Below are 21,200 nucleotides of genomic sequence, written 5' to 3' on the forward strand. Positions count from 1 at the left end.
CGGATTATGGGCGCAATGCGCAAGACCGCCAGTACACCAAAATAATTTGATGTTTTTATTACTGCATTTGCGCGAAGTGTCATAAACACTCAATACGCGTCTTCCATACTGCCTTCGTTCCCAAACCGGAGGCCCCATGGCCGAACGCGATACCGCATTTCTCTCTGTCAGGCATCTGGTGAAGCGCTTTGGCAGCCATACCGCGCTGTCGGACGTCTCGCTCGACATCCGTGCCGGGGAGCTGGTGTGCCTGCTGGGCCCCTCGGGCTGCGGCAAGACCACCTTGTTGCGCGCCATCGCCGGCCTGGAGCGGCAGGACAGCGGCACCATCGTGCTGTCCGGGCGCGACATCTCGCATGCCGAACCGCAGGCGCGCGACTACGGAATCCTGTTCCAGTCCTATGCGCTGTTTCCCAATCTGACCGTGGCCCAGAACGTGGCCTACGGACTGAGCGGCAAGCGCGCGCACCGCAACCACGTCGCCAACCGCGTCGAGGAAATGCTGACGCTGGTCGGGCTGGCCGGCGCGGCCGACAAATATCCGGGACAGATTTCCGGCGGGCAGCAGCAGCGCGTGGCCCTGGCGCGCGCGCTGGCGCCGTCGCCGTCCCTGCTGCTGCTGGACGAGCCCATGTCGGCGCTGGACGCCCGCGTCCGCGAGCATCTGCGCATCGAACTGCGCGCCCTGCAGAAGCGCCTGTCCATCACCACGCTGATGGTCACGCATGACCAGGAAGAGGCCATGGTGATGGCCGACCGCATCGCCGTCATGAATGGCGGCATCATCGAGCAGTACGGCACGCCGCGGGAACTCTACCGCCAGCCCGGCTCGGCCTTCATCGCCGATTTCGTCGGCGAGGCCAACTGGCTGCCGTTCGAACGCCTGGACGCGCACCGCGCCCGCGTCGGCCGCCAGGAGCTGGCCGTGGACGAGGCGCTGGACGCCGCCAGCGGCAAGCTGTTCGTGCGGCCGGAAGCGGTGCGCGTCAGCACCGTGCGCCCGGAGCAGCCGAACGCTATGCTGGCCGACGTGCTCGACGGCGTGTTCCTGGGCCGAGGCTATCGCCTGGCCCTGCGCCTGGAGGGAGTGCCCGGCAGCACGGTGCATTCCATCGTGTCCCCCGAAATCGGAGACGCCCTGCTGGGCCCTCACGCCGCCAGCCGCTGCTGGGTGGAGCTGCCGCGCCATGCGATACGCGCCTACGCTTGATCCCGCCATGAACCGTTCCTCCACCACGGCCGCCCCGGCTGCGGCCAGCCTGGCGGCGTCCGCGCCGGCGCTGGGTCGCCGTCCGCTGCCGGCCTGGATCGGCACGCTCGGCCTCGCCACCGGGCAGGGCGCCCTGGCGCTGGGTCTGCTGTTGTTCCTGGCGCTGCCGCTGGCCGCGATCCTGATCCGGTCGGTGACCGACAGTGACGGCGCCTGGGCCGGGCTGTCGGTGCTGGCGGACATCATCGGCGGCGACGGCTTCATGGCCATGGTCGCGCGCAGCCTCGCGGTAGGCGTCGTGACCACGCTGCTGGTGGTGCCCTGCGCCTACGGATTCGCCTACGGCCTGACGCGTACGCGCCTGCCGGGCAAGGGGCTGCTGCGCACCGTCGCCTTACTGCCGCTGCTGGCGCCGTCGCTGCTGCCGGGCATTGCGCTGGTGTACTTGCTGGGCAACCAGGGCCTGCTCAAGGGCCTGACCGGCGGCGCGACCATCTACGGCTTCTGGGGCATCGTCGTGGGCGAGGCTTTCTATACCTTCCCGCACGCGCTCATGATTCTTCTGACCGGCCTGGCCCTGGCCGACGGCCGTCTCTACGACGCCGCGCGTGCCATGGGCGCGGGCCCCTGGCGCACCTTCCTGACGGTGACCCTGCCAGGCACCCGCTACGCCGTGTTCTCGGCCTGCTGCGTGGTGTTCACGCTGACGGTGACCGACTTCGGCGTGCCCAAGGTCGTGGGCGGCGACTACAACGTGCTGGCGATGGAAGCCTATAAGGCCGTGGTCGGCCAGCAGAATTTCCCCAAGGGCGCGGCCATTGGCATCCTGCTGCTACTCCCGGCTATCCTGACCTTCGCCCTGGACCGGCGGCTGCGCGCCCGCCAGGGCGCCCAGATGAGCGGCCGGGCCCAGCCCTACGCCGCCGGCCCCAACCGCCGCCGCGATGCCGCCTTCCTGGCGCTGGCCGGCGTGCTGGCGGCGTTCCTGCTGCTGATCATCGGCGTGGCGGTGTGGGCGTCCTTCGTGAAGATGTGGCCTTACAACCTGTCGATGTCGCTGCGTTCGTACGACTTCGACAATATGGACGGCGGCGGCTGGCTGGCCTGGCGCAACAGCCTGCAGTTGGCGTTCTGCACCGCCCTGATCGGCACGGCCGTGGTCTTCACGGGCGCATGGATGATGGAGAAGGTACCCGCCCGCGGCCAGCTGGCGCGCGGCCTGCGCGGCATGGTCGGCATGCTGGCGCTGATGCCCATGGCCGTGCCTGGCCTGGTGCTGGGCCTGGGCTACATCTTCTTCTTCAACAGTCTGTCGAATCCGCTGAACGTGCTGTACGGCACCATGCCGCTGCTGGTCCTGTGTACCGTCATCCACTTCTATACCAGCGCGCACCTGACGGCCGCCACCGCGCTCAACGCGCTGGACCCCGAGTTCGAAGCGGCCTCGGCGTCGCTGAAGGTGCCGCGCCTGACGACCTTCCTGCGCGTGACCTTGCCGATGTGCTTGCCGGCAGCGCTTGACGTGGCCCGCTATCTGTTTGTTTCCGCCATGACGACGGTGTCCGCGGTCGTATTCCTGTACAGCCCTTCGACGGTGCTGGCCGCGGTCGCGGTGTTGAACATGGACGACGCTGGCTTCATCGGCCCCGCCGCCGCCATGTGCACCGTGATCATGGCCAGCTCGGCCGTCGCTGCGATGGTCCTGCATCTGGCCAGCCGCGCGCTGGTGGCGCGCAGCCAGGCCTGGCGCCGTCCCGTGGCCCATTGAACGATTTTTCAAGGAAGACCCTCATGACTGTTTCGCCTTTGCCCGTCCGCCTGGAAGCGGTGATTTTCGACTGGGCCGGCACGCTGGTCGACTTCGGCTCCTTCGCGCCCACCAAGGTGTTCGTGGACGCGTTCTCGCAGTTCGGCGTGGAAATGTCGCTGGCGCAGGCCCGCGGTCCGATGGGCATGGGCAAGTGGGACCACATCCGCACGCTCTGCAACGATGCCGTGATCGCCGGCCAGTACCAGGCCCAGTTCGGCCGCCTGCCCACCGATGACGACGTGACCGCCATCTACGAGCGCTTCCTGCCGATGCAGCTGGACAAGGTTGCCCAGTATTCCGCGGCGATCCCCGGCGCAGTCGAACTGTTGCGCGCCCTGCGCCAGCACGGCCTGAAGATCGGTTCGTGCTCGGGCTATCCGGCCAGCGTCATGCGCCGCGTGGTGGAACGCGCCGCGTCCGAAGGCCTGGAGCCCGACTGCATCGTCGCCAGCGACGACGTGCCGCGCGCCCGGCCGGCGCCCGCGATGGCCCTGAAGAACGTGGTCGAGCTCGGCCTGTCCGACGTGGCCGCTTGCGTCAAGGTCGACGACACCGCCCCCGGCATCGAGGAAGGACGCCGCGCCGGCATGTGGACCGTCGGCCTGCTGCTGTCGGGCAACGCCGCCGGCCTGACGCTGGAGGAGTACCTGAGCCTGGACGACGCCGGCCGCCAGAAGGCGCGCACCGCCGCCAGCCTGGAGCTGTCGCCCGCCGCGCCGCACTACCTGATCGACACCGTCGCCGACTTGCCCGCGGTGATCGCCGACATCGAATCCCGTTTGTCCGCGGGCCAGCGCCCCTAAACGTTCCATTACCTGTCTGCACCGCCTGACGGGGCCGGCCCAGGCCAGCCCCGGGGACCTTCACAGCCTTTTTTCCGCCTACCAACGGAGTACTTCATGAATCGCTACAAGCTGCTTGCACTGGCCGCCGCCCTGACGGGCGTGATGGGCGCCGCCTCCGCCGAGACCACGCTGACGGTCTACACCGCGCTCGAAGCCGACCAGATCAAGGCCTACCAGGCCGCGTTCGAGAAGGCCTATCCCGACATCAAGATCCAGTGGGTGCGCGACTCCACCGGCATCATCACCGCCAAGCTGCTGGCCGAAAAGAACAACCCCAAGGCCGACGCCGTCTGGGGCCTGGCCGGCACCTCGCTGGGCCTGATGGACAAGGAAGGCATGCTGCAGCCCTACGCCCCCAAGGGCCTGGACCAGATCGCCGCCAACATGCGCGATGCCAAGGCCGAGCCCAGCTGGGTCGGCATGGACGGCTTCGCCGCCGCCATCTGCTTCAACACCATCGAAGCGGAAAAGCAGAAGCTGCCCAAGCCCACCTCGTGGCAGGACCTGACCAAGCCGGTGTACGCCGGCAAGATCGTGATGCCGAACCCGGCTTCGTCGGGCACCGGCTTCCTGGACGTCAGCGCCTGGCTGCAGATCTTCGGTGAAGAGAAGGGCTGGGCCTACATGGATGCCCTGCACAAGAACATCGGCTCGTACACGCACTCGGGCTCCAAGCCGTGCAACATGGCTGCCGCTGGCGAATTCCCGATCGGCGTGTCGTTCGACTACCGCGCCGCCAAGCTGAAGGCCGACGGCGCGCCGGTCGAAGCCGTGTTCCCCTCGGAAGGCCTGGGCTGGGAAGTCGAAGCCACCGCCATCATGAAGGGCACCAAGAACCTGGAAGCCGCCCGCAAGCTGGCCGACTTCTCCGCCAGCCGCGAGGCCAACGAACTGTACAAGGCCAACTTCGCCGTGCTGGCCATCCCGTCGATCGCCACGTCGAATCCGAACCTGCCGGCCGATCTGATGCAGCGCATGATCAAGAACGACTTCACCTGGGCCGCCACCAACCGCGACCGCATCATCGCCGAGTGGACCAAGCGCTACGACGGCAAGTCCGAGCCGAAGAAGAAGTAAGTCCGTTTGATCGCGGCGGCGCTGGTTGCCGCCGCGTCCCGGGGGCGCCCGCCAGGGCGGCTCCCGCCGCATTTCCCTTTGCAATGTTCCACAGATGAAAAATTTCGACGTAGTCGTGGTGGGCGCCGGCATGCTGGGCATTGCCCACGCCTGGGCGGCCGCCAAGCGCGGCCTGTCGGTGGCCGTGATCGAGCGCAGCCGCCAGGCGCATGGCGCCACCATCCGCAACTTCGGCCAGGTCATCGTGACGGGCCAGGCGCCCGGCATGATGCTGTCGCACGCCCAGCAGGCGCGCGAGCTATGGCTGGAACTGGCGGGCCGCGCGGGCTTCCATGTGCGCGCCAACGGCGCCCTGGTGCTGGCGCGCAATGCCGAAGAGGCGGACGTGCTGCAGGAGTTCGCCGATACGCGCATGCGCCAGGAAGGCTATCGCGCCGAACTGCTGTCCGGCCGCGAGGTGGGCAAGCTGTACGGCGGGCAGCTGGCGCATCACTGCGCGGGCCTGCAAGGCCACGACGATCTGCAGATCTACTCGCGCGAGGCGCTGCCCGCCATCACGCGCTACCTGGCGGAATCGCTGGGCGTGACGTTCATCACCGGCACGCTGGCGCGCGCGGTCGAGGACGGGCTGGTGTGCACTTCGGCGGGCGAGTTCAAGGGCGGACACGTGTTCGTCTGTCCCGGACACGACTACCTGACGCTGCTGCCAGAGCGCTTTGCGCCGATGAATCTGGAGGTCACGCGCCTGCAAATGCTGCGCGCCGCGTTCGAAACCCATCCCATCGCGCTGGACCGTCCCTTGCTGACCGGCCTGTCCTGCGTGCATTACGGCGCGTTCTCCGACCTGCCTTCGGCGCAGGCGCTGCGCGAGGTGATCCAGACGCGCACGCCCATGCTGCTGGAGAACGGCATCCATTTGCTGATCAGTCCCACGCCCCATGGCGAACTGATCATCGGCGATTCGCACCGCTACGGCCAGGATGCGCCGCCGTTCAACGACGAGGCGGTCGACAACGCCATGCTGGACCTGGCGTCCCAGGCCCTGGGCGCGCGCCTGCGCGTGCTGGAGCGCTGGCAGGGTGTCTATGGCGCGCACGGCCCGGCGCCGTTCTCCGTCATGCCGGTGGACCCGGCCACGACGGTGGCGGTCATGCATTCGGGCGTGGGCATGACGGTGGGACTGGCCATTGGCGAACGCACGGTGGCCAGCGTGCTGGGCCGCTGAGTCCGGCGCCGGGAAAAACAAAGGCCTCGCGGATGCGAGGCCTTTGCGTTTGGGGGCGGTGCCGAAGCGTGGCTTCAGACCCGCTCCTGCATGATGCGGCGATACCATTCATGGAAGTGCTGCATGCCGTCTTCCATGGGCGACTGGTAAGGACCGGTTTCGTTCACGCCGCGCAGCATCAGCGCCTTGCGGCCCGCGTCCATGCGCTCGGCGATCTCGTCGTCCTCGATGGCCGTTTCCATGTAGGCGGCGCGCTGCGCTTCGACGAATTCGCGCTCGAAGGCGGCGATTTCCTCGGGGTAGTAGAACTCGACCACGTTCACCGTTTCCTGGGGACCCTTCGGATACAGCGTGGAGAGCACCAGCACGTGCGGGTACAGCTCGATCATGTGGGTCGGGAAGTACGTGACCCAGACCGCGCCGAAATCCGGCGCGTCGCCCTCGCGGAACGCCAGCAGCCGGTCATGCCACTGCTTGTACACGTCGGACCCCGGCTGCGCCAGGGCGTTGTGCACGCCGACCTTCTGCAGGCTGTACCAGTCGTTGAACTCCCAGCTCAGGTCGTCGCAGGTGACGAAGCGGCCCAGGCCCGGGTGGAACGGACCGACGTGGTAGTCCTCCAGGTAGACCTCGATGAAGGTCTTCCAGTTGTAGTTGCACTGGTGCACTTCGACGTGGTCCAGCACATAGTCGCCGAAGTCGAATTCCGGACGCGAGAACAACGGCGCCATGTCGGCGGCCGGATCACGCGGACCTTCGAACAGCAGGCCATGGCAGTCGCGCAGGCGGAACTTCTGCAGGTTCATGCAGGGCGTGGTGGCGAACTGCGGCGCGCCCAACAACTCGCCCTGGTTGTTGTACGTCCAGCGATGCAAGGGGCAGACAATGTTGCCGCCGGTTGCCTTCAGGTTGCCATGCGTATTGCAGTTGCCGGCCACATTGCCGGTCTCGCCGCCAAGCATCAAAGCCTGGCGATGGCGGCAGACATTTGAGATGAGTTCGACGCCTTGCTGGTTGCGAACCAGTACGCGCCCTCCGTCTTCCTGGACCAACGTACGCCAATCCCCGTTTTCGGGCACCACTTTCTGGTGGCCGACGTATTGTGAGGATTGCTTGAAAATGAGTTCTTGCTCGCGGGCAAAGAGGGCTTCGTCAAAATACGCGCTGACGGGTAGCTGGGTGCGAGCTGGCACTACATGTGCCATCCGACCGATGTCGGTCATGATTCCCCCCGCTCGGATAAAAAAGCCAGGACGGAGAAGCATTTGCCTGGCGGCTTTGAAATCCGCTGGGTGCGTTCCGTGCTGGCGCGAAGAAAAATCGGTGCTGGCCGATCAAATAAGCCGTGAATTGTACCCCAAGCCCTTACCCCGCGCCCGTGAAGATCTGCGAAGCTTGGTGAAGTTATGCCGCGGCTGGTCGATGCGTGCCAGCTGCGGCATAACCCCTTGAAGATGTAGGCCTTTCAGACGAAGCGTCGGGTGGCGGGATGGCGCCTCAGCAGCCAGCTGCTGGCCGCCGACAGCGCGAACACGGCGGCGGCCAACACCGGCAGCGTCCATGCGTCATTGCGCGCGCCGCTCAGGGCGCCGGCGCGATGCGCCACGTCCAGGAACAGCGGATGGATCAGGTAGACGCCGAAGGTCAGCGGCGCCAGCGCGGCCAGCCGCGGCAGGCGCGGCGATGAGACGATCCACTGGAACGCGGCCAACGACATGAAGGGCACGGTGAGGCTGAAGTAATCGTAAAAGTAGGTGTTGAGAGCGCGGCTGCTCGACATCGTATAGACGCCCAACGCGGTGGCGGCCACGCTGGCTGCCAGCATCAGGCCGGGCCGGGGGATGCGCATCTGGCCGTCGAAGATCAGGCGGCCCGCCACGAAGTAGCCCAGATAGGGCAGGAACCAGGTCAGGAAGAAGCCGGCGGGCGCGCCCAGCGCGCGGCGGTACAGCGCGTCCAGGATCGCCACGCCCAGGATGCCCACCACCCACAGCGCCCGCGCCCGCGGCGTGCTGCGCGCATACAGGACGCGCACCAGCGGCGCGAACAGGTACAAGCCCACGATCATGTACAGGTACCACAGGTGGTAGTACGGCTCGCCCTGGACCAGTTTGCGTGGCCAGAACGAAAAATCGATGCGGCCGTCGTCCCACCAGTCCAGCGCCGTGCGCCATGCCAGATAGAAGAAGGTCCAGAACAGGAGCGGCGCGCAGATGCGCGCCATGCGCCGGCTGTAGAACTGGCGCGCGTCCTGCGGCTTCTCGGGATCCAGCAGCAGGGCGCCGCTGACCATGACGAACACGGGCACGCACCAGCGCGCGGCCGAGTCGTACAGATTGGCGGCCAACCAGGCTCCGCCGCCGTAGACGGCCGGGTTGCTGACTACCATGGCCGCGCTGTGCAGCAGCACGACGGCCACCGCCGCCAGCCAGCGGGCGGCATCCAGGCGCGCATATTTCTCTTCGATGTACGGCATCAGGCTCCCGTTGCGGTGTTTGCCTTTTCACCTTAGCAGCGGGGCGCGTCCCGGTTCTGTATCCAGGGGTTAGAGGGCCTGTCGGCGGCGCAACAAAAACCGGCAGAGGCTGCGGGAGCCTCTGCCGGTAGCAGCCGCAAGGCGCGGCGCATTCACGGGCAGGCGCGGGCCTGCCTACGTTTTGTCACGAAACGGCTCGCGCCTTCATTGCAGAACGATATTGGCCTGCTTGATCAGCTGCGCCACGATGGGCTGTTCGGTCTTGATCTGCTTGTCCAGCTCGGCGGCGGTGCCTGAGCGCGGGTCGATGCCCATGTCCAGCATGCGCTTCTTGACGGTTTCGTCCTGCAGGGTTTCGACCAGGGCCTGCTGCAGTTTTTCCATGACGGGGGCGGGCGTGCCCTTGGGCGCCACGAAGCTGAACCAGGCGGTCATGTCGAACGCGGGATAGCCTTGCTCGGCCAACGTTGCCAGCTTGGGCTGCGTCGCCAGGCGGCCGGGGCTGGTGATGGCGAAGACCTTGACCTTGCCGGCATCGGCCTGCGGCATGCCGGTGGCCACCATGTCGAAGAACAGGTCCACGTCGCCGCTGATCAGGGCGGGCAGGGCCTGGGTCGCGCCCTTGAACGGCACGTGCAGGATGTCGATGCCCGCGCGCTCCTTGAAGAGTTCGCCCGCCAGGTGCGAGGAGGTGCCAGGACCGAAGGTGGCGAAGGTCAGCTTGCCCGGGTTCTGCTTGGCGTAGGCCACCACGTCCTGGGTGCTGTTGAAGGGCCGCTTGGGGCTGGCCAGCAGGACCAGCGGTCCCACCCCGACCATGCCGATGCGAGCGAAGCCGTCGGGATCGTAGGGCAGTTCCTTGTACAGATAGCGGTTGGTGACCAGCGTGGAGTTGGTCGCCATCAGGATGGTGTAGCCGTCCGGCGCTTCGCGCGAGACAAAGGCCGCCCCGATCGAGGTGCCGGCGCCCGCCTTGTTCTCGACGATCATGGGCTGGCCCAGCGTCTTGGCCATGCGTTCGGCCAGGATGCGGGTCAGCACGTCGGTGGCGCCGCCGGCAGGGAAGGGCGAGACCACCTTGATCGGGCGGGCCGGGTAGGTTTCGGCCTGGGCGCCCAGCGCCGCCGCGCTGAGCAGCAGGGTGGCCAGCAGTTTGAAGCTAGTGCGAAGCATGTTTTCCCCTTGAAAACGTGTGCATGAGTGGAGGGTCGGGCCTGGCTTGGCGCCGCAAGGCAGTGCTTGCCAGGTCTCCTTGGATGCTTTAAATTCCGTAAAATGGAATTTAATTTTGTTGTTCGAAATAAACTATAAAAACGAAGCGAATAGAAATGCAATCTTTTTCTGACGCCAAGCGCATCGCGCATCCCGCCGCCAAACCTGATGGCAAGGTCGAACTCAGCCTGCCCGCGCGCCGCAAGCGCGCCGCCGGCGCGGGCGAGGGCGCCAATTCTCCCGACTTCATCACGGCGCTGGCGCGCGGATTGGATGTGCTGCGCTGCTTCCGCCATGGCGTATCGGCCTTGGGCAACCTGGACCTGGCGCGCCTGACCGGCCTGCCCAAGCCCACCATCAGTCGCATTACCTACACCCTTACTGAATTGGGTTACCTGCGCTATCACCCGGACACCGGCAAGTACTCGCCTGGCTACGGCGTGCTGGCGCTGGGCTTCGGCCTGCTGGCCGGGCTGGAGGTGCGCGAACTGGCCAAGGCCTCGATGACCGAGCTGGCGCGCGCCACCGGCGGCGCGGTGGCCCTGGGCGCCTTCGACGGCGACGCCATGACCTACGTCGAAGCCATCCATGGCTCTTCGGCGCTGTACCTGCGCCTGCCGGTGGGCTATCGCGCCAGCCTGGACAGCGCCATGGGCCGCGCATACCTGGCCAGCCTGCCGCCCCAGGCTTGCGCCGACGCGCTGGCCCGCCTGGGCGAGACGGCGCCGGCCGCGGACGCCATCGAGCGCGCCCGGGCGGAACTGCGCGACACGGGCTGCTGCTACGCCATCGGCGAATGGCAGTCGGGGATCAATGCGGTGGCGGTGCCGTTCTCGTCCATCACGGGCGAGGGCGTCTTCGTCATGAGCTGCGGCGGGCCCGCCAGCCTGTTGCCCGAGGCTGACCTGCGCACGCGCGTGGCGCCTCTGCTGCACGCCGCCATAGCGGGGCTGGCGGGCGCCCCGGCCTGAGACGCGTGGCGCGCGGCGGCAAGCCCGACGGCCTTGCGGGTATCTCGTACAATTCACGGATTGATCCACCCCCTAGCGCCCTCGGAGACCCGTTTGGCCAAATCTTCACAAGCCGATCCGCAGATCGATGACCGTCCCTTGCCCCAGGATTTCGAAACGGCGCTGGCCGAACTCGAGTCGCTGGTAGCGGCCATGGAAGACGGCTCGTTGCCGCTGGAGCAGTCGCTTGCCGCCTACCGGCGCGGCGTGGCGCTCACGCGGGTCTGCCAGGAACGCTTGGCGCAGGCCGAACAGCAGGTCAAGGTCCTGGAAGGCGATTTGCTGCGTCCGCTGGACCCGGCGGCGCTGGATGACGAATAAGAACCCGATGAAGCAAATTCAACTCGCCTTTCCGGAATGGTTGCAAGGGCGCGTGCAGCACGTCGAAGACGTGCTGGATGATCTGTTGCCCCCGGCGGATGCGTTGCCCTCGCGGCTGCACGAAGCCATGCGCTACGCCGTGCTCGGCGGCGGCAAGCGGGTGCGCGCCGCGCTGGTCTACGCGGCGGGGCAGGCCTGCCCCGTCAGCGGCAGCGTGCTGGCCGTGCAGGCCTCGCTGGACCGCGCCGCCGCGGCGGTGGAACTGATCCATGCCTATTCGCTGGTGCACGACGACCTGCCCTGCATGGACGACGACACGCTGCGCCGCGGCCGTCCCACTACCCATGTGAAGTTCGACGAAGCGACCGCCATGCTGGCGGGTGATGCGCTGCAGCCGCTGGCCTTCGATCTGCTGGCTTCCATGCCGATCGCACCCGCGCTGATCGTGCAGGCCACCCAGTCGCTGGCGCGCGCCGCCGGCAGCCAGGGCATGGCCGGCGGGCAGGCGATCGACCTGTTCAGCGTCGGCCACGCGCTGTCGCGCGACGAACTGCAAACCATGCACAGCATGAAGACGGGCGCCATGCTGGCTTGCAGCGTGGCCCTGGGCGGCATCGTGGCGGGCGCCAGCTCGGCCTCGCGCCAGGCGCTGGACGCCTACGCGCAGGCCGTTGGGCTGGCCTTCCAGGTGGTCGACGACATTCTGGACGTGACCGCCGACAGCGCCAGCCTGGGCAAGACGCCAGGCAAGGACGCCGCCGAAAACAAGCCCACCTATGTATCGCTGATGGGGCTGGACGGCGCGCGCGCGTTCGCCCAGGAACTGCGTGAGGACGCGCTGGCTGCCCTGGCTCCGCTGGGCGATGCCGGATCGCGCCTGGCTGAACTGGCCGACTTCATCGTCCTACGAGACCGCTGAGCCGGGAACAGCCCGGGCTGGAGGCAGGCCGGGCCAACGAACCACATAAAAGCATGACGACAGATTTACTGGACCGCATTCAATCCCCGGCAGACCTCAAGCGCCTGGATCGCCGCGAGCTGAAAAGGCTGGCCGATGAGTTGCGCGGCTTCGTGCTGGAGTCGGTGTCCAAAACGGGCGGGCACCTGTCGTCCAACTTGGGCACGGTCGAGCTCACCCTGGCCTTGCATCAGGTGTTCGACACGCCCCACGACCGCATCGTCTGGGACGTGGGCCACCAGTCCTACCCGCACAAGATCCTGACCGGACGCCGCGCCGGCATGGCCAAGCTGCGCCAGCAGGACGGGATTTCGGGCTTCCCGAAACGCAGCGAATCCGAATACGACGCCTTCGGCACCGCGCATTCGTCCACCTCCATCTCGGCGGCGCTGGGCATGGCGGTGGCATCGCGCAACGCCGGCGTGCAGCGCCAGCACATTGCCATCATCGGCGATGGCGCGATGTCCGCGGGCATGGCTTTCGAAGCCATGAACAATGCCGGCGTCACGCCCAACATCAACCTGCTGGTGATCCTGAACGACAACGACATGTCGATCTCGCCGCCGGTGGGGGCGTTGAACCGCTATCTGGCGCGCCTGATGTCGGGCCGCTTCTATGCGGCCGCCAAGAATGTGGGCCGGGCGGTGCTGCAGCACGTGCCGCCGGTGCTGGAACTGGCGCGCCGCTTCGAGGAACATGCCAAGGGCATGGTCACGCCGGCCACGCTGTTCGAGGAGTTCGGCTTCAACTACGTCGGCCCGATCGATGGGCACGACCTGGACGCGCTGGTGCCCACGCTGCAGAACCTCAAGGCCCTGGAAGGCCTGCAGTTCCTGCACGTGGTGACCAAGAAAGGCCAGGGCTACAAGCTGGCCGAGGCCGATCCGGTGCTGTACCACGGCCCGGGCAAGTTCGATCCGGCGGTCGGTATCCAGCAATCGAAGGCGCCGGGCAAGCGCAGCTTCACGCAGGTCTTCGGCCAATGGCTATGCGACATGGCCGAGCAGGATTCGCGTCTGGTCGCCATCACGCCCGCCATGCGCGAAGGCAGCGGACTGGTGGAGTTTGAGAAGCGCTTCCCCCAGCGCTATTTCGACGTGGGCATCGCCGAGCAGCACGCCGTGACCTTCGCCGCCGGCATCGCCTGCGAAGGCCAGAAGCCCGTGGTCGCGATCTACTCCACCTTCATGCAGCGCGGCTACGACCAGTTCATCCATGACGTCGCCCTGCAGAACCTGGACGTGACCTTTGCGCTGGACCGCGCCGGCCTGGTGGGCGCGGACGGCGCCACGCATGCCGGCAATTACGACATCGCCTTCCTGCGCTGCGTACCCAACATGGTCGTGGCCACGCCTTCGGACGAAAACGAAACGCGGCTGCTGCTGTCGACCTGTTATCAGCATCCCGGCCCGGCGTCGGTGCGCTATCCGCGCGGCGCAGGTTGCGGCGCCGCCGAGGAGCCCGGCCTGGGTACTGTCGAGCTCGGCCGCGGCGTGGTGCGCCGCGAAGGCCGCAAGGTCGCCATCCTGGGTTTTGGCACCTTGGTCCAGGCCGCGCTGGGCGCCGCCGAAAAACTGGACGCCACCGTGGCCGACATGCGCTTCGTCAAGCCGATCGACCGCGAGCTGATCCTCGATCTGGCCAGCCGCCACGACGCGCTGGTCACGCTGGAAGATGCCTCCATCATGGGCGGCGCGGGCAGCGCGGTGCTGGAAACGCTGAGCGCGGCCGGGATCACGATTCCGGTGCTGCAACTGGGCCTGCCCGACGAGTTCATCGACCATGGCGAACAGTCGGCGCTATGGGCCGGCATCGGCCTGGACGCGACGGGCATCGAAAGCTCGATCCGCGCCCGCTACGCCGATCTGCTGGGCTGAATCCGCTTCGATTCCTGCGGGCTTTGTCCGCAGGAATGAAACACACTGTTCCGGCCCCGCCAACCTACGAATAAAAGGGTTTTCCCTGGCGATTGGCGGACTATGGGCGATAATGGCCCCCTCTCAAAGATTACTAGGCCCGTGCGTTTTCACGACTGACTGCCTAGACAGGTAAGCCGAAATGAATTCTCCGATCGACCCCGCCATCGTGATGCCCGACGTCCAGAGTTCGGCGGACACCCGGCACATCCCGATTCAGCGCGTGGGCATCCGTGGCGTGCGCCACCCCATGTTGATTGAAAGCGGCGACGGCTCGCCCCAAGGCACCGTGGCCAACTGGACGCTGACCGTGGCGCTGCCGCCCGAAGAAAAAGGGACGCACATGTCCCGCTTCGTGGCCTTGCTGGAAAAATACCGCAGCACCCCCATGACGCCGACCCTGTTCCGCGCCATGGCGGCCGACATGCTGCCGCTCCTGCATGCCGAACGCGGCGACATCACCGCAGCCTTCCCGTACTTCATCAACAAGTCCGCCCCGATCTCCGGCGTGCAAAGCCTGCTGGACTACGAAGTGCAGTGGATCGCCCGCGCCCAGGGCGACGAGGTCGAGTTCGAACTGATCGTGCAGGTGCCCGTCACCAGCCTCTGTCCCTGCTCCAAGGCCATCTCCGAGTACGGCGCGCACAACCAGCGCTCGCACGTGACGGTGTCGGCCATCCTGAATGCCGACATCGGCATGGACGGCGTCATCCGCCTGATCGAGGAAGAGGGCTCCTGCGAGCTGTGGGGCCTGCTCAAGCGCCCGGACGAGAAGTACGTCACCGAACGCGCCTACGACAACCCCAAGTTCGTCGAGGACCTGGTGCGCGACGTGGCTGCCCGCCTGAACGCGCACCCCGGCATCGCCCGCTACCGCGTGGAAGCCGAGAACTTCGAATCCATCCACAACCACTCGGCCTACGCCGTCGTGGAAGGCTGAGCTTTCCGTGAGCCATCCGGCGGCCAACGACTGGCCGCTCATCGCGGGGCTGCAGCAATGGGAATCGCGGCTGGCCAGCAATCTGGCCGGCCGCGGCCGTTTTGGCGTCGCCCTCTATGAGTTCTTCCGCTTTGGCGTGAAGCAGGCCTGGGCCTGCCTGTTCGGCGGCCTGATGTGCGCGCTGCTGCTCGGCACGCACTGGTGGTACCCGCAGGATGCCGCGCTGGCCCGCTACGATTTCCTGACCCTGGCGGCCTTGGGCATCCAGGCGCTGCTGCTGGCGCTGCGCATGGAAACCTGGAGCGAAGCGCGCGTGATCCTGTTGTTCCATGTGGTGGGTACCGGCATGGAAGTGTTCAAGACCGCGGCGGGCTCATGGATCTATCCCGAGGCCAGCGTGCTGCGCATCGGCGGCGTGCCGCTATTCACGGGCTTCATGTATGCGGCGGTGGGCAGCTACCTGGCCCGCGTCTGGCGCCTGTTCGACTTCCGCTTTCGCGCGCATCCGCCGGTGGCGGCCACCGTGGCGCTGTCCGTGCTGATCTACGTGAATTTCTTCTCGCACCACTACATCATGGATATCCGGTGGGGGCTGTTTGCGCTGACCGCCATCCTGTTCGCGCGCACCTGGGTGTATTTCCGCATCTGGCAGGTCTATCGCCGCATGCCGCTGTTGCTGGGTTTCGTGCTGGTGGCCCTGTTCATCTGGTTCGCCGAGAACATCGGCACCTTCGCCAATGCCTGGCGCTATCCCAACCAGTCGCAGGGCTGGGAGCTGGTGTCCATCGCCAAGCTGGGCTCTTGGTTCCTGCTGATGATCATCAGCTATGTGATGGTCAGCGTGGTCAACCGGCCCGAGGAAATCGATGTTGCCGATTTGCCTCTGCGGACGGGGCAGGGCGGTGGAAATAGCCCGTCCCTGATTTCCTGAGCCCTCTTTGGCTTGCGCTGTACCGCTCAATCGGTGATAATCGAGAGCTTTCTTGCTCGACCGCCCATGGTTTTTGGGTAGCGGGCTGCCCCTTGCGGGCCACTGTCCATGATGCAAATCCACCCCTGATGGAAAGCGGCGGGTGTAAGACGGTCGGCCAGCGAGACATCCTCAAGGAGTTTTACTCATGCGTCACTACGAAGTGGTGTTTATCGTTCACCCCGACCAAAGCGAGCAAGTGCCCGCCATGGTCGAGCGTTACCAAGCGCTGGTCACGGGCCAAGGCGGCTCGGTTCACCGCCTGGAAGACTGGGGTCGCCGTCAACTGGCCTACCCGATCCAGAAGCTCGTCAAGGCTCACTACGTCTGCCTGAACATCGAGTGCGGCCAAGCCACGCTGGATGAGCTGGAACACTCGTTCCGCTACAACGACGCTGTTCTGCGCCACCTGGTCATCAAGACCAAGAAGGCTCAAGCCACGCCCTCGATCATGATGAAGTCGGTCGAACGCGAAGAAGCCCGCAAGGCTTCGGCTGAAGCAGCAGCGCCGGCTCAGGCCGAGTAAGCAGGGCTCACGCAGAGCTCATCCCATGAAGTCCCCTCGGTGCCTGGCAGGATGAACAAGCTGGAACTCAGCGCCCGCGTTCTCGAATGCGAGCCTTTGCGCCACACTCCCGCCGGATTGCCCGCACTGGAAATGGTGCTGGCGCACGAGTCGGAAGTCGTCGAAGCAGGCCACCCGCGCCGCGTCGAATTGACTATCGCGGCCGTGGCACTGGGCGATCTGGCGTTGCTGTTGAAGGACACCGCGCTAGGGTCTGAATTGCTGGTGCAGGGCTTTCTGGCTCCCACCCGCAAGGACTCGGTGAAGGTCAAGCTGCATTTGCAGCAGGCACGCAGGATCAGCGGCAGCGCAGGGCGCGATCCGCTGGTGGCTTGAAGGGAATTGGGCAAGAGGCGCGATGAGCGCCTTCTGAATACGGATAGGTTATGGGGGTTTGGGCCCGTTTTGGGTAAAACCCGGCCCCCTCAAACAAAGAGGCACATATCATGGCTTTCTTCGGAAAACGCAAGGAAAAACGCAAATTCACGCAGCAGAACCCGCTTTTCAAGCGTCGTAAGTTCTGCCGCTTCACCGCAGCCGGCGTGGAAGAGATCGACTACAAGGATCTGGACACCCTGCGCGACTTCGTGCAAGAAAACGGCAAGATCATCCCGGCTCGCCTGACCGGCACCAAGGCAATCTACCAGCGCCAGCTGGACACCGCCATCAAGCGCGCGCGCTTCCTGGCTCTGTTGCCTTACACCGACAACCACAACTAATCCGGGGCACTGAAATGCAAGTTATTCTGCTCGAAAAAGTCGTCAACCTGGGCAACCTCGGTGAAGTCGTCCGCGTGCGTGATGGCTACGCCCGCAACTTCCTGATCCCCCAGCGCAAGGCCCGTCGCGCAACCGACGCCGCCCTGAAGGAATTCGAAGCGCGCCGCGCCGAACTGGAAAAGGCCCAGGCTGAAAAGCTGGCCGCTGCCCAGGCTCTGGGCGAGCGTCTCGCCGGCTTCCAGCTGAAGGTCGCCCAGAAGGCTGGCGTCGACGGCCGTCTGTTCGGCTCGGTCACCAACGCCGACATCGCCGAAGGCCTGAAGAAGGCTGGCTTCGAAGCCGTCGAAAAGGCGCAAGTGCGCCTGCCCAACGGTCAACTGAAGGCGGTCGGCGAGTTCCCGATCCAGGTTGCCCTGCACGCCGACGTGCTGGTCGACGTGACGGTCCTGGTCGAAGGCGAACTGTCCTAAGCCGGTACCCGCAGTAAAAAGAAGCCGGCCCGCGTGCCGGCTTTTTTTCTTTTTGCCCCGCGCCTATTGCGTGTAGGCTTCGGACTCCACGATCCGGGCCTCGCGCCGCATTCCTCAGAGGACGTCTTGACTCAGCCCCCCGTTCACCACAACGCGCCTCCCGGCTTGCGAGCCTGGCTGGATAGCGTGGATGCGTCGCGTGAACCGTCGGTGCGGGATGTGACGATAGAGGGCGTGCGCTGCATCATCAAACGGCGTCGGCCCAGCATCGGCCGGGGCCTGAGCTACGCGCTGCGTTATGCGCGCGCCCTGTTCCTGGGCGTGGGGTGCAAGATCTTCCTGGGCGAATTTCCGCGTCCGGGTGTGCTGCTGCGCAATGGCCTGGCGCACGAGTCGCAACGCCTGGCACAGTTGCTGAAGGCGGGCTGCCGCGTGCCCGAGGTCTGGTGGCAGGAGCAGGGCCTGTTGGTGCTGGAGTATGTGGGCGAGGACCTGGCCGACCTGATCCGCAACGAGGACGCGACCTCCCGGTTGTGGTTGGCGCGTGCCGCCGCGGCCGATCTGGCCGCCTTCCATGCCCGCGGCATGTGGCATGGCGGCGCGCAGATCCGCAATATCACCTTGCAGGACGGCGAACTGTGGCGCATCGATTTCGAAGAGAATATCGGTTCGACCCTGTCGCGCCCGCTGGCCCAGGCCTATGACCTGTTCCAGATGCTGGCCTCTCTGGTGTCTTTGCGTAAATTGCCGGACGATGTGGCCCGCACGCTGGGTAAACTGGCGCTCGAAGTCTATTTCGAGAGCAACCCCGATGCCGAGGTCCGCGCCCGCCTGACACGCCTGGCGCGTGTGCTCTGCGCCCTTGCGGCGCCCTTGCGCGTGGTGCTGGGCCGCCTGCCCTCACGCGATATCCAGGGATTCTTCCGCGTTGCGGATATCCTGCAGCCGTTACTATTGAAGTCATGAATACACCCGCCGATTCCCAGCTCGAGTACCTGCGCGTTCCTCCCCATTCCATCGAGGCTGAACAGTCGGTCCTGGGCGGCCTGCTGCTGGACAACTCAGCCTGGGACCGCATCGCCGACGTGCTGGTGGAAGAAGACTTCTATCGCCACGACCATCGCCTGATCTGGCACCACATCGCCCGTCTCATCGGGCTGGCGCGTCCGGCCGACGTGATCACGGTCAACGAGTCCCTGATCAGCGCGGGCAAGGCCGAAGACGCCGGCGGCCTGGCCTACCTGAACGCGTTGGCGCACAACACGCCGTCCGCCGCCAACATCCGGCGCTACGGCGAAATCGTGCGCGAGCGCGCCATGTTGCGCAAGCTGGTGACGATCGCCGATGAGATTTCCTCGGCCGCCCTGAATCCGCAGGGCAAGGAAGCCCGCCAGTTGCTGGACGAGGCCGAGTCCAAGGTGTTCAAGATCGCCCAGGAAGGCGCGCGCGGCGCCGCCGGCTTCCAGGAGATCCAGCCTCTGCTCACGCAGGTGGTCGAGCGCATCGACGAGCTCTATCACCGCGAAGGCAGTTCCGACGTGACCGGCGTGCCTACCGGTTTCACCGACCTGGACAAGATGACGTCCGGCATGCAGGGCGGCGACCTGATCATCGTGGCCGGCCGTCCGTCCATGGGCAAGACCTCGTTCTCCATGAACATCGGCGAACACGTGGCCATCGAACAGGGTCTGCCAGTGGCGGTGTTTTCCATGGAAATGGGCGCCGTGCAATTGGCGATGCGTATGCTGGGTTCGGTGGGCCTGCTGGACCAGCACCGCATGCGTACCGGCAAGCTGATCGCCGACGATTGGCCGCGCGTGACGCACGCGGTGCAGCTGATGCAGGACGCCCAGGTTTACATCGACGAAACGCCCGCGCTCAGCCCGATGGAAGTGCGCGCGCGCACGCGCCGCCTGGCGCGCCAGTGCGGCCAGCTGGGCCTGATCATCATCGACTACCTGCAGCTTATGTCGGGCAACGGCTCGGGCGAAAACCGGGCCACCGAAGTGTCGGAAATCAGCCGCTCGCTCAAGGGCCTGGCCAAGGAACTCAACTGCCCGCTGATCGCGCTGTCGCAGTTGAACCGAAGCCTGGAACAGCGCCCCAACAAGCGTCCCGTGATGAGCGATCTGCGCGAATCCGGCGCCATCGAACAGGACGCCGACGTGATCCTGTTCATCTACCGCGACGAGGTCTATAACCCCGACTCGCCGGACAAGGGCACCGCCGAGATCATCATCGGCAAGCAGCGTAACGGTCCCATCGGCACTGTGCGCCTTACCTTCCAGGGTTCCAGCACGCGCTTCCTGAACTTCTCCGGCGCGCAGCCGCGCGACATGTACTGAGCCGGTTCCGGCCCAAGAAAAAACCGCGCCTCGGCGCGGTTTTTCATTGCAGGCGGGAAGCTGCTTCAGGCTTCAGCCTCGGGGCGTTTGCCGAAGCGCGCGGCCAGCACGCCGCACACCATCAGCTGGATCTGGTGGAACAGCATCAGCGGCAGCACGATGGCGCCCACGGCGTGGCCGGCGAACAGCACCTGCGCCATCGGAATGCCGCTGGCCAGGCTTTTCTTCGAACCGCAGAACAGCAGGGTGATGCGGTCTTCCACGTTGAAGCCGAAAACCCGGCCCGCCAGCGCCGACAGGCCCAGCGCCAGCGCCAGGATGACGGCGCAGGCCACCACCAGGCCGGCCAGCGCGGGGATCGGGGTCGAACTCCACAGGCCTTCGTTGATGGCTTCCGAAAAAGCCGTGTAGACCACCAGCAGGATCGAGCCCTGGTCGACGAACTTCAGCATGGCCTTGCGCTTGTGCACCCAGGCGCCGATCCAGCGGCGGGCGAATTGGCCCAGCACGAAGGGCAGCAGCAGCTGCAGCATGATCTTGCCGACCGCGTCGAACGAAATCGGTGCGCTGCCCGCGTTGGCCACCACCGTGCCCACCAGCAGCGGGGTAAGGAAGATGCCGAGCAGGCTGGAGGCGGAAGCGCTGCACACGGCGGCCGGCACATTGCCGCGCGCCATCGAGGTGAAGGCGATGGCCGACTGCACCGTGGCAGGCAGGCAGCACAGGAACAGGATGCCCAGATAGAGTTCCGGCGTGACCAGCGGCTCCAGCACCGGCTTGAGCGCCAGGCCCAGCAAGGGGAACATCAGGAAGGTCGCGGAGAAGATCGTGAGGTGCAGCTTCCAGTGCGTGAGGCCGGCGATGATGGCTTCGCGCGACAGGCGCGCGCCGTGCAGGAAGAACAGCAGGCCGACCGCGATGTTGGTGATCCAGCCGAACACCACCACGCCTTGCCCGTGCGCGGGCACGATGCTGGCGATGATGACGGTGCAGATCAGGTAGAGGGTGAAGCGGTCGGGAAGAAGGCGGGCAAGGCGTGACATGGAGGAGGGGAGGGAGGGCGGACGGAAAGCGCCGCAGGCGCCGTAAACGGGGCGTATTGTAGTCCCGGGGACGCCTTGCTTCCTGACA

The 21,200-nt window shown here is 66.0% G+C and carries 21 protein-coding genes; 17 read left to right on the plus strand and 4 right to left on the minus strand.

The features are described 5' to 3' along the window. Window positions 1-136: 136 nt before the first annotated feature. From IPU70_RS07255 to IPU70_RS07275, 5 genes are all read left to right on the plus strand, one after another. The gene (locus IPU70_RS07255) at window positions 137-1,210 is read left to right on the plus strand and encodes a putative 2-aminoethylphosphonate ABC transporter ATP-binding protein (protein WP_207466142.1); all 1,074 of its coding nucleotides are present in this window, start codon (window positions 137-139) and stop codon (window positions 1,208-1,210) included. After that, complete coding sequence (locus IPU70_RS07260) at window positions 1,188-2,978, plus strand: putative 2-aminoethylphosphonate ABC transporter permease subunit (RefSeq protein WP_207466144.1); 1,791 nt, start codon at window positions 1,188-1,190, stop codon at window positions 2,976-2,978. The genes IPU70_RS07255 and IPU70_RS07260 overlap by 23 nt, the downstream gene beginning before the upstream one ends. A gap of 23 nt (window positions 2,979-3,001) precedes the next feature. Further along, complete coding sequence (gene phnX / locus IPU70_RS07265) at window positions 3,002-3,823, plus strand: phosphonoacetaldehyde hydrolase (protein WP_013392490.1); 822 nt, start codon at window positions 3,002-3,004, stop codon at window positions 3,821-3,823. A 96-nt stretch (window positions 3,824-3,919) separates the two neighbouring features. Next, window positions 3,920-4,942 (plus strand): putative 2-aminoethylphosphonate ABC transporter substrate-binding protein, encoded by a 1,023-nt coding sequence (locus IPU70_RS07270; protein WP_013392491.1) that lies wholly within the window; start codon window positions 3,920-3,922, stop codon window positions 4,940-4,942. A 94-nt stretch (window positions 4,943-5,036) separates the two neighbouring features. Next, complete coding sequence (locus IPU70_RS07275; RefSeq protein WP_207466146.1) at window positions 5,037-6,167, plus strand: TIGR03364 family FAD-dependent oxidoreductase; 1,131 nt, start codon at window positions 5,037-5,039, stop codon at window positions 6,165-6,167. A gap of 74 nt (window positions 6,168-6,241) precedes the next feature. On the opposite strand, the gene IPU70_RS07280 is transcribed toward IPU70_RS07275, so the two are convergent. From IPU70_RS07280 to IPU70_RS07290, 3 genes are all read right to left on the minus strand, one after another. Continuing rightward, on the minus strand, window positions 6,242-7,390 hold the full coding sequence (locus IPU70_RS07280; protein ID WP_013392498.1) for an aromatic ring-hydroxylating dioxygenase subunit alpha: 1,149 nt from the start codon (window positions 7,388-7,390) through the stop codon (window positions 6,242-6,244). A 242-nt stretch (window positions 7,391-7,632) separates the two neighbouring features. Continuing rightward, a complete protein-coding gene (locus tag IPU70_RS07285) occupies window positions 7,633-8,643 on the minus strand; it encodes an acyltransferase (RefSeq protein ID WP_207466148.1) in 1,011 nt (336 codons plus the stop codon). A 204-nt stretch (window positions 8,644-8,847) separates the two neighbouring features. Then, entirely contained in the window at window positions 8,848-9,816 is a 969-nt protein-coding gene (locus IPU70_RS07290; RefSeq protein ID WP_207466150.1) for a tripartite tricarboxylate transporter substrate binding protein, read from the minus strand. A 155-nt stretch (window positions 9,817-9,971) separates the two neighbouring features. Between IPU70_RS07290 and IPU70_RS07295 the strand changes: the two genes are divergently transcribed. The 12 genes from IPU70_RS07295 (at window position 9,972) to IPU70_RS07350 (ending at window position 20,069) form a co-directional block, all read left to right on the plus strand. Further along, window positions 9,972-10,826 (plus strand): IclR family transcriptional regulator, encoded by an 855-nt coding sequence (locus IPU70_RS07295; RefSeq protein WP_207466151.1) that lies wholly within the window; start codon window positions 9,972-9,974, stop codon window positions 10,824-10,826. Between the two features lie 93 nt (window positions 10,827-10,919). Then, window positions 10,920-11,186 (plus strand): exodeoxyribonuclease VII small subunit, encoded by a 267-nt coding sequence (locus IPU70_RS07300; protein WP_054451022.1) that lies wholly within the window; start codon window positions 10,920-10,922, stop codon window positions 11,184-11,186. 7 nt (window positions 11,187-11,193) lie between these two features. Then, the gene (locus IPU70_RS07305; RefSeq protein WP_207466153.1) at window positions 11,194-12,105 is read left to right on the plus strand and encodes a polyprenyl synthetase family protein; all 912 of its coding nucleotides are present in this window, start codon (window positions 11,194-11,196) and stop codon (window positions 12,103-12,105) included. A 53-nt stretch (window positions 12,106-12,158) separates the two neighbouring features. Further along, window positions 12,159-14,021, plus strand: a complete 1,863-nt coding sequence (gene dxs / locus IPU70_RS07310; protein ID WP_207466155.1) for a 1-deoxy-D-xylulose-5-phosphate synthase — start codon at window positions 12,159-12,161, stop codon at window positions 14,019-14,021. Between the two features lie 181 nt (window positions 14,022-14,202). Further along, a complete protein-coding gene (gene folE2 / locus IPU70_RS07315; RefSeq protein WP_013392505.1) occupies window positions 14,203-15,000 on the plus strand; it encodes a GTP cyclohydrolase FolE2 in 798 nt (265 codons plus the stop codon). Between the two features lie 7 nt (window positions 15,001-15,007). Continuing rightward, complete coding sequence (locus tag IPU70_RS07320; RefSeq protein WP_207466157.1) at window positions 15,008-15,931, plus strand: DUF817 domain-containing protein; 924 nt, start codon at window positions 15,008-15,010, stop codon at window positions 15,929-15,931. Window positions 15,932-16,118: 187 nt separating this feature from the next. Further along, a complete protein-coding gene (gene rpsF / locus IPU70_RS07325) occupies window positions 16,119-16,496 on the plus strand; it encodes a 30S ribosomal protein S6 (protein ID WP_013392507.1) in 378 nt (125 codons plus the stop codon). Between the two features lie 51 nt (window positions 16,497-16,547). Beyond that, window positions 16,548-16,871 carry a primosomal replication protein N gene (gene priB, locus IPU70_RS07330; RefSeq protein ID WP_013392508.1) on the plus strand — a complete coding sequence of 108 codons (324 nt, stop codon included), beginning with the start codon at window positions 16,548-16,550 and terminating at the stop codon, window positions 16,869-16,871. Between the two features lie 110 nt (window positions 16,872-16,981). Further along, entirely contained in the window at window positions 16,982-17,254 is a 273-nt protein-coding gene (rpsR, locus tag IPU70_RS07335) for a 30S ribosomal protein S18 (protein WP_006218308.1), read from the plus strand. 14 nt (window positions 17,255-17,268) lie between these two features. Beyond that, window positions 17,269-17,724 (plus strand): 50S ribosomal protein L9, encoded by a 456-nt coding sequence (gene rplI, locus IPU70_RS07340; protein WP_013392509.1) that lies wholly within the window; start codon window positions 17,269-17,271, stop codon window positions 17,722-17,724. A gap of 126 nt (window positions 17,725-17,850) precedes the next feature. Beyond that, window positions 17,851-18,690: a hypothetical protein gene (locus tag IPU70_RS07345; RefSeq protein ID WP_207466159.1), complete on the plus strand. Its 840-nt coding sequence runs from the start codon at window positions 17,851-17,853 to the stop codon at window positions 18,688-18,690. After that, window positions 18,687-20,069, plus strand: coding sequence for a replicative DNA helicase (locus IPU70_RS07350; RefSeq protein ID WP_013392511.1), 1,383 nt, complete (start codon window positions 18,687-18,689; stop codon window positions 20,067-20,069). The genes IPU70_RS07345 and IPU70_RS07350 overlap by 4 nt, the downstream gene beginning before the upstream one ends. A gap of 65 nt (window positions 20,070-20,134) precedes the next feature. Here the strand turns inward: IPU70_RS07350 and IPU70_RS07355 are convergent, their stop codons facing one another. Beyond that, window positions 20,135-21,112 (minus strand): bile acid:sodium symporter family protein, encoded by a 978-nt coding sequence (locus tag IPU70_RS07355; RefSeq protein WP_013392512.1) that lies wholly within the window; start codon window positions 21,110-21,112, stop codon window positions 20,135-20,137. Between the last annotated feature and the right edge of the window lie 88 nt (window positions 21,113-21,200).

It is taken from the genome of Achromobacter sp. SD115 (assembly GCF_017355315.1).
GTDB lineage: Bacteria > Pseudomonadota > Gammaproteobacteria > Burkholderiales > Burkholderiaceae_B > Achromobacter > Achromobacter xylosoxidans_B.

Bases quoted from the DNA above. Each gene is read 5' to 3' on its own strand.
- IPU70_RS07260 (WP_207466144.1), top strand. From the start codon at position 1,188: ATGCGATACGCGCCTACGCTTGATCCCGCCATGAACCGTTCCTCCACC.
- IPU70_RS07290 (WP_207466150.1), bottom strand. From the start codon at position 9,816: ATGCTTCGCACTAGCTTCAAACTGCTGGCCACCCTGCTGCTCAGCGCG.
- IPU70_RS07295 (WP_207466151.1), top strand. From the start codon at position 9,972: ATGCAATCTTTTTCTGACGCCAAGCGCATCGCGCATCCCGCCGCCAAA.
- IPU70_RS07270 (WP_013392491.1), top strand. From the start codon at position 3,920: ATGAATCGCTACAAGCTGCTTGCACTGGCCGCCGCCCTGACGGGCGTG.
- IPU70_RS07285 (WP_207466148.1), bottom strand. From the start codon at position 8,643: ATGCCGTACATCGAAGAGAAATATGCGCGCCTGGATGCCGCCCGCTGG.
- IPU70_RS07355 (WP_013392512.1), bottom strand. From the start codon at position 21,112: ATGTCACGCCTTGCCCGCCTTCTTCCCGACCGCTTCACCCTCTACCTG.
- IPU70_RS07280 (WP_013392498.1), bottom strand. From the start codon at position 7,390: ATGACCGACATCGGTCGGATGGCACATGTAGTGCCAGCTCGCACCCAG.
- IPU70_RS07350 (WP_013392511.1), top strand. From the start codon at position 18,687: ATGAATACACCCGCCGATTCCCAGCTCGAGTACCTGCGCGTTCCTCCC.
- rpsR (WP_006218308.1), top strand. From the start codon at position 16,982: ATGGCTTTCTTCGGAAAACGCAAGGAAAAACGCAAATTCACGCAGCAG.
- priB (WP_013392508.1), top strand. From the start codon at position 16,548: ATGAACAAGCTGGAACTCAGCGCCCGCGTTCTCGAATGCGAGCCTTTG.
- phnX (WP_013392490.1), top strand. From the start codon at position 3,002: ATGACTGTTTCGCCTTTGCCCGTCCGCCTGGAAGCGGTGATTTTCGAC.
- IPU70_RS07275 (WP_207466146.1), top strand. From the start codon at position 5,037: ATGAAAAATTTCGACGTAGTCGTGGTGGGCGCCGGCATGCTGGGCATT.
- rplI (WP_013392509.1), top strand. From the start codon at position 17,269: ATGCAAGTTATTCTGCTCGAAAAAGTCGTCAACCTGGGCAACCTCGGT.
- IPU70_RS07255 (WP_207466142.1), top strand. From the start codon at position 137: ATGGCCGAACGCGATACCGCATTTCTCTCTGTCAGGCATCTGGTGAAG.
- IPU70_RS07305 (WP_207466153.1), top strand. From the start codon at position 11,194: ATGAAGCAAATTCAACTCGCCTTTCCGGAATGGTTGCAAGGGCGCGTG.
- dxs (WP_207466155.1), top strand. From the start codon at position 12,159: ATGACGACAGATTTACTGGACCGCATTCAATCCCCGGCAGACCTCAAG.
- folE2 (WP_013392505.1), top strand. From the start codon at position 14,203: ATGAATTCTCCGATCGACCCCGCCATCGTGATGCCCGACGTCCAGAGT.
- rpsF (WP_013392507.1), top strand. From the start codon at position 16,119: ATGCGTCACTACGAAGTGGTGTTTATCGTTCACCCCGACCAAAGCGAG.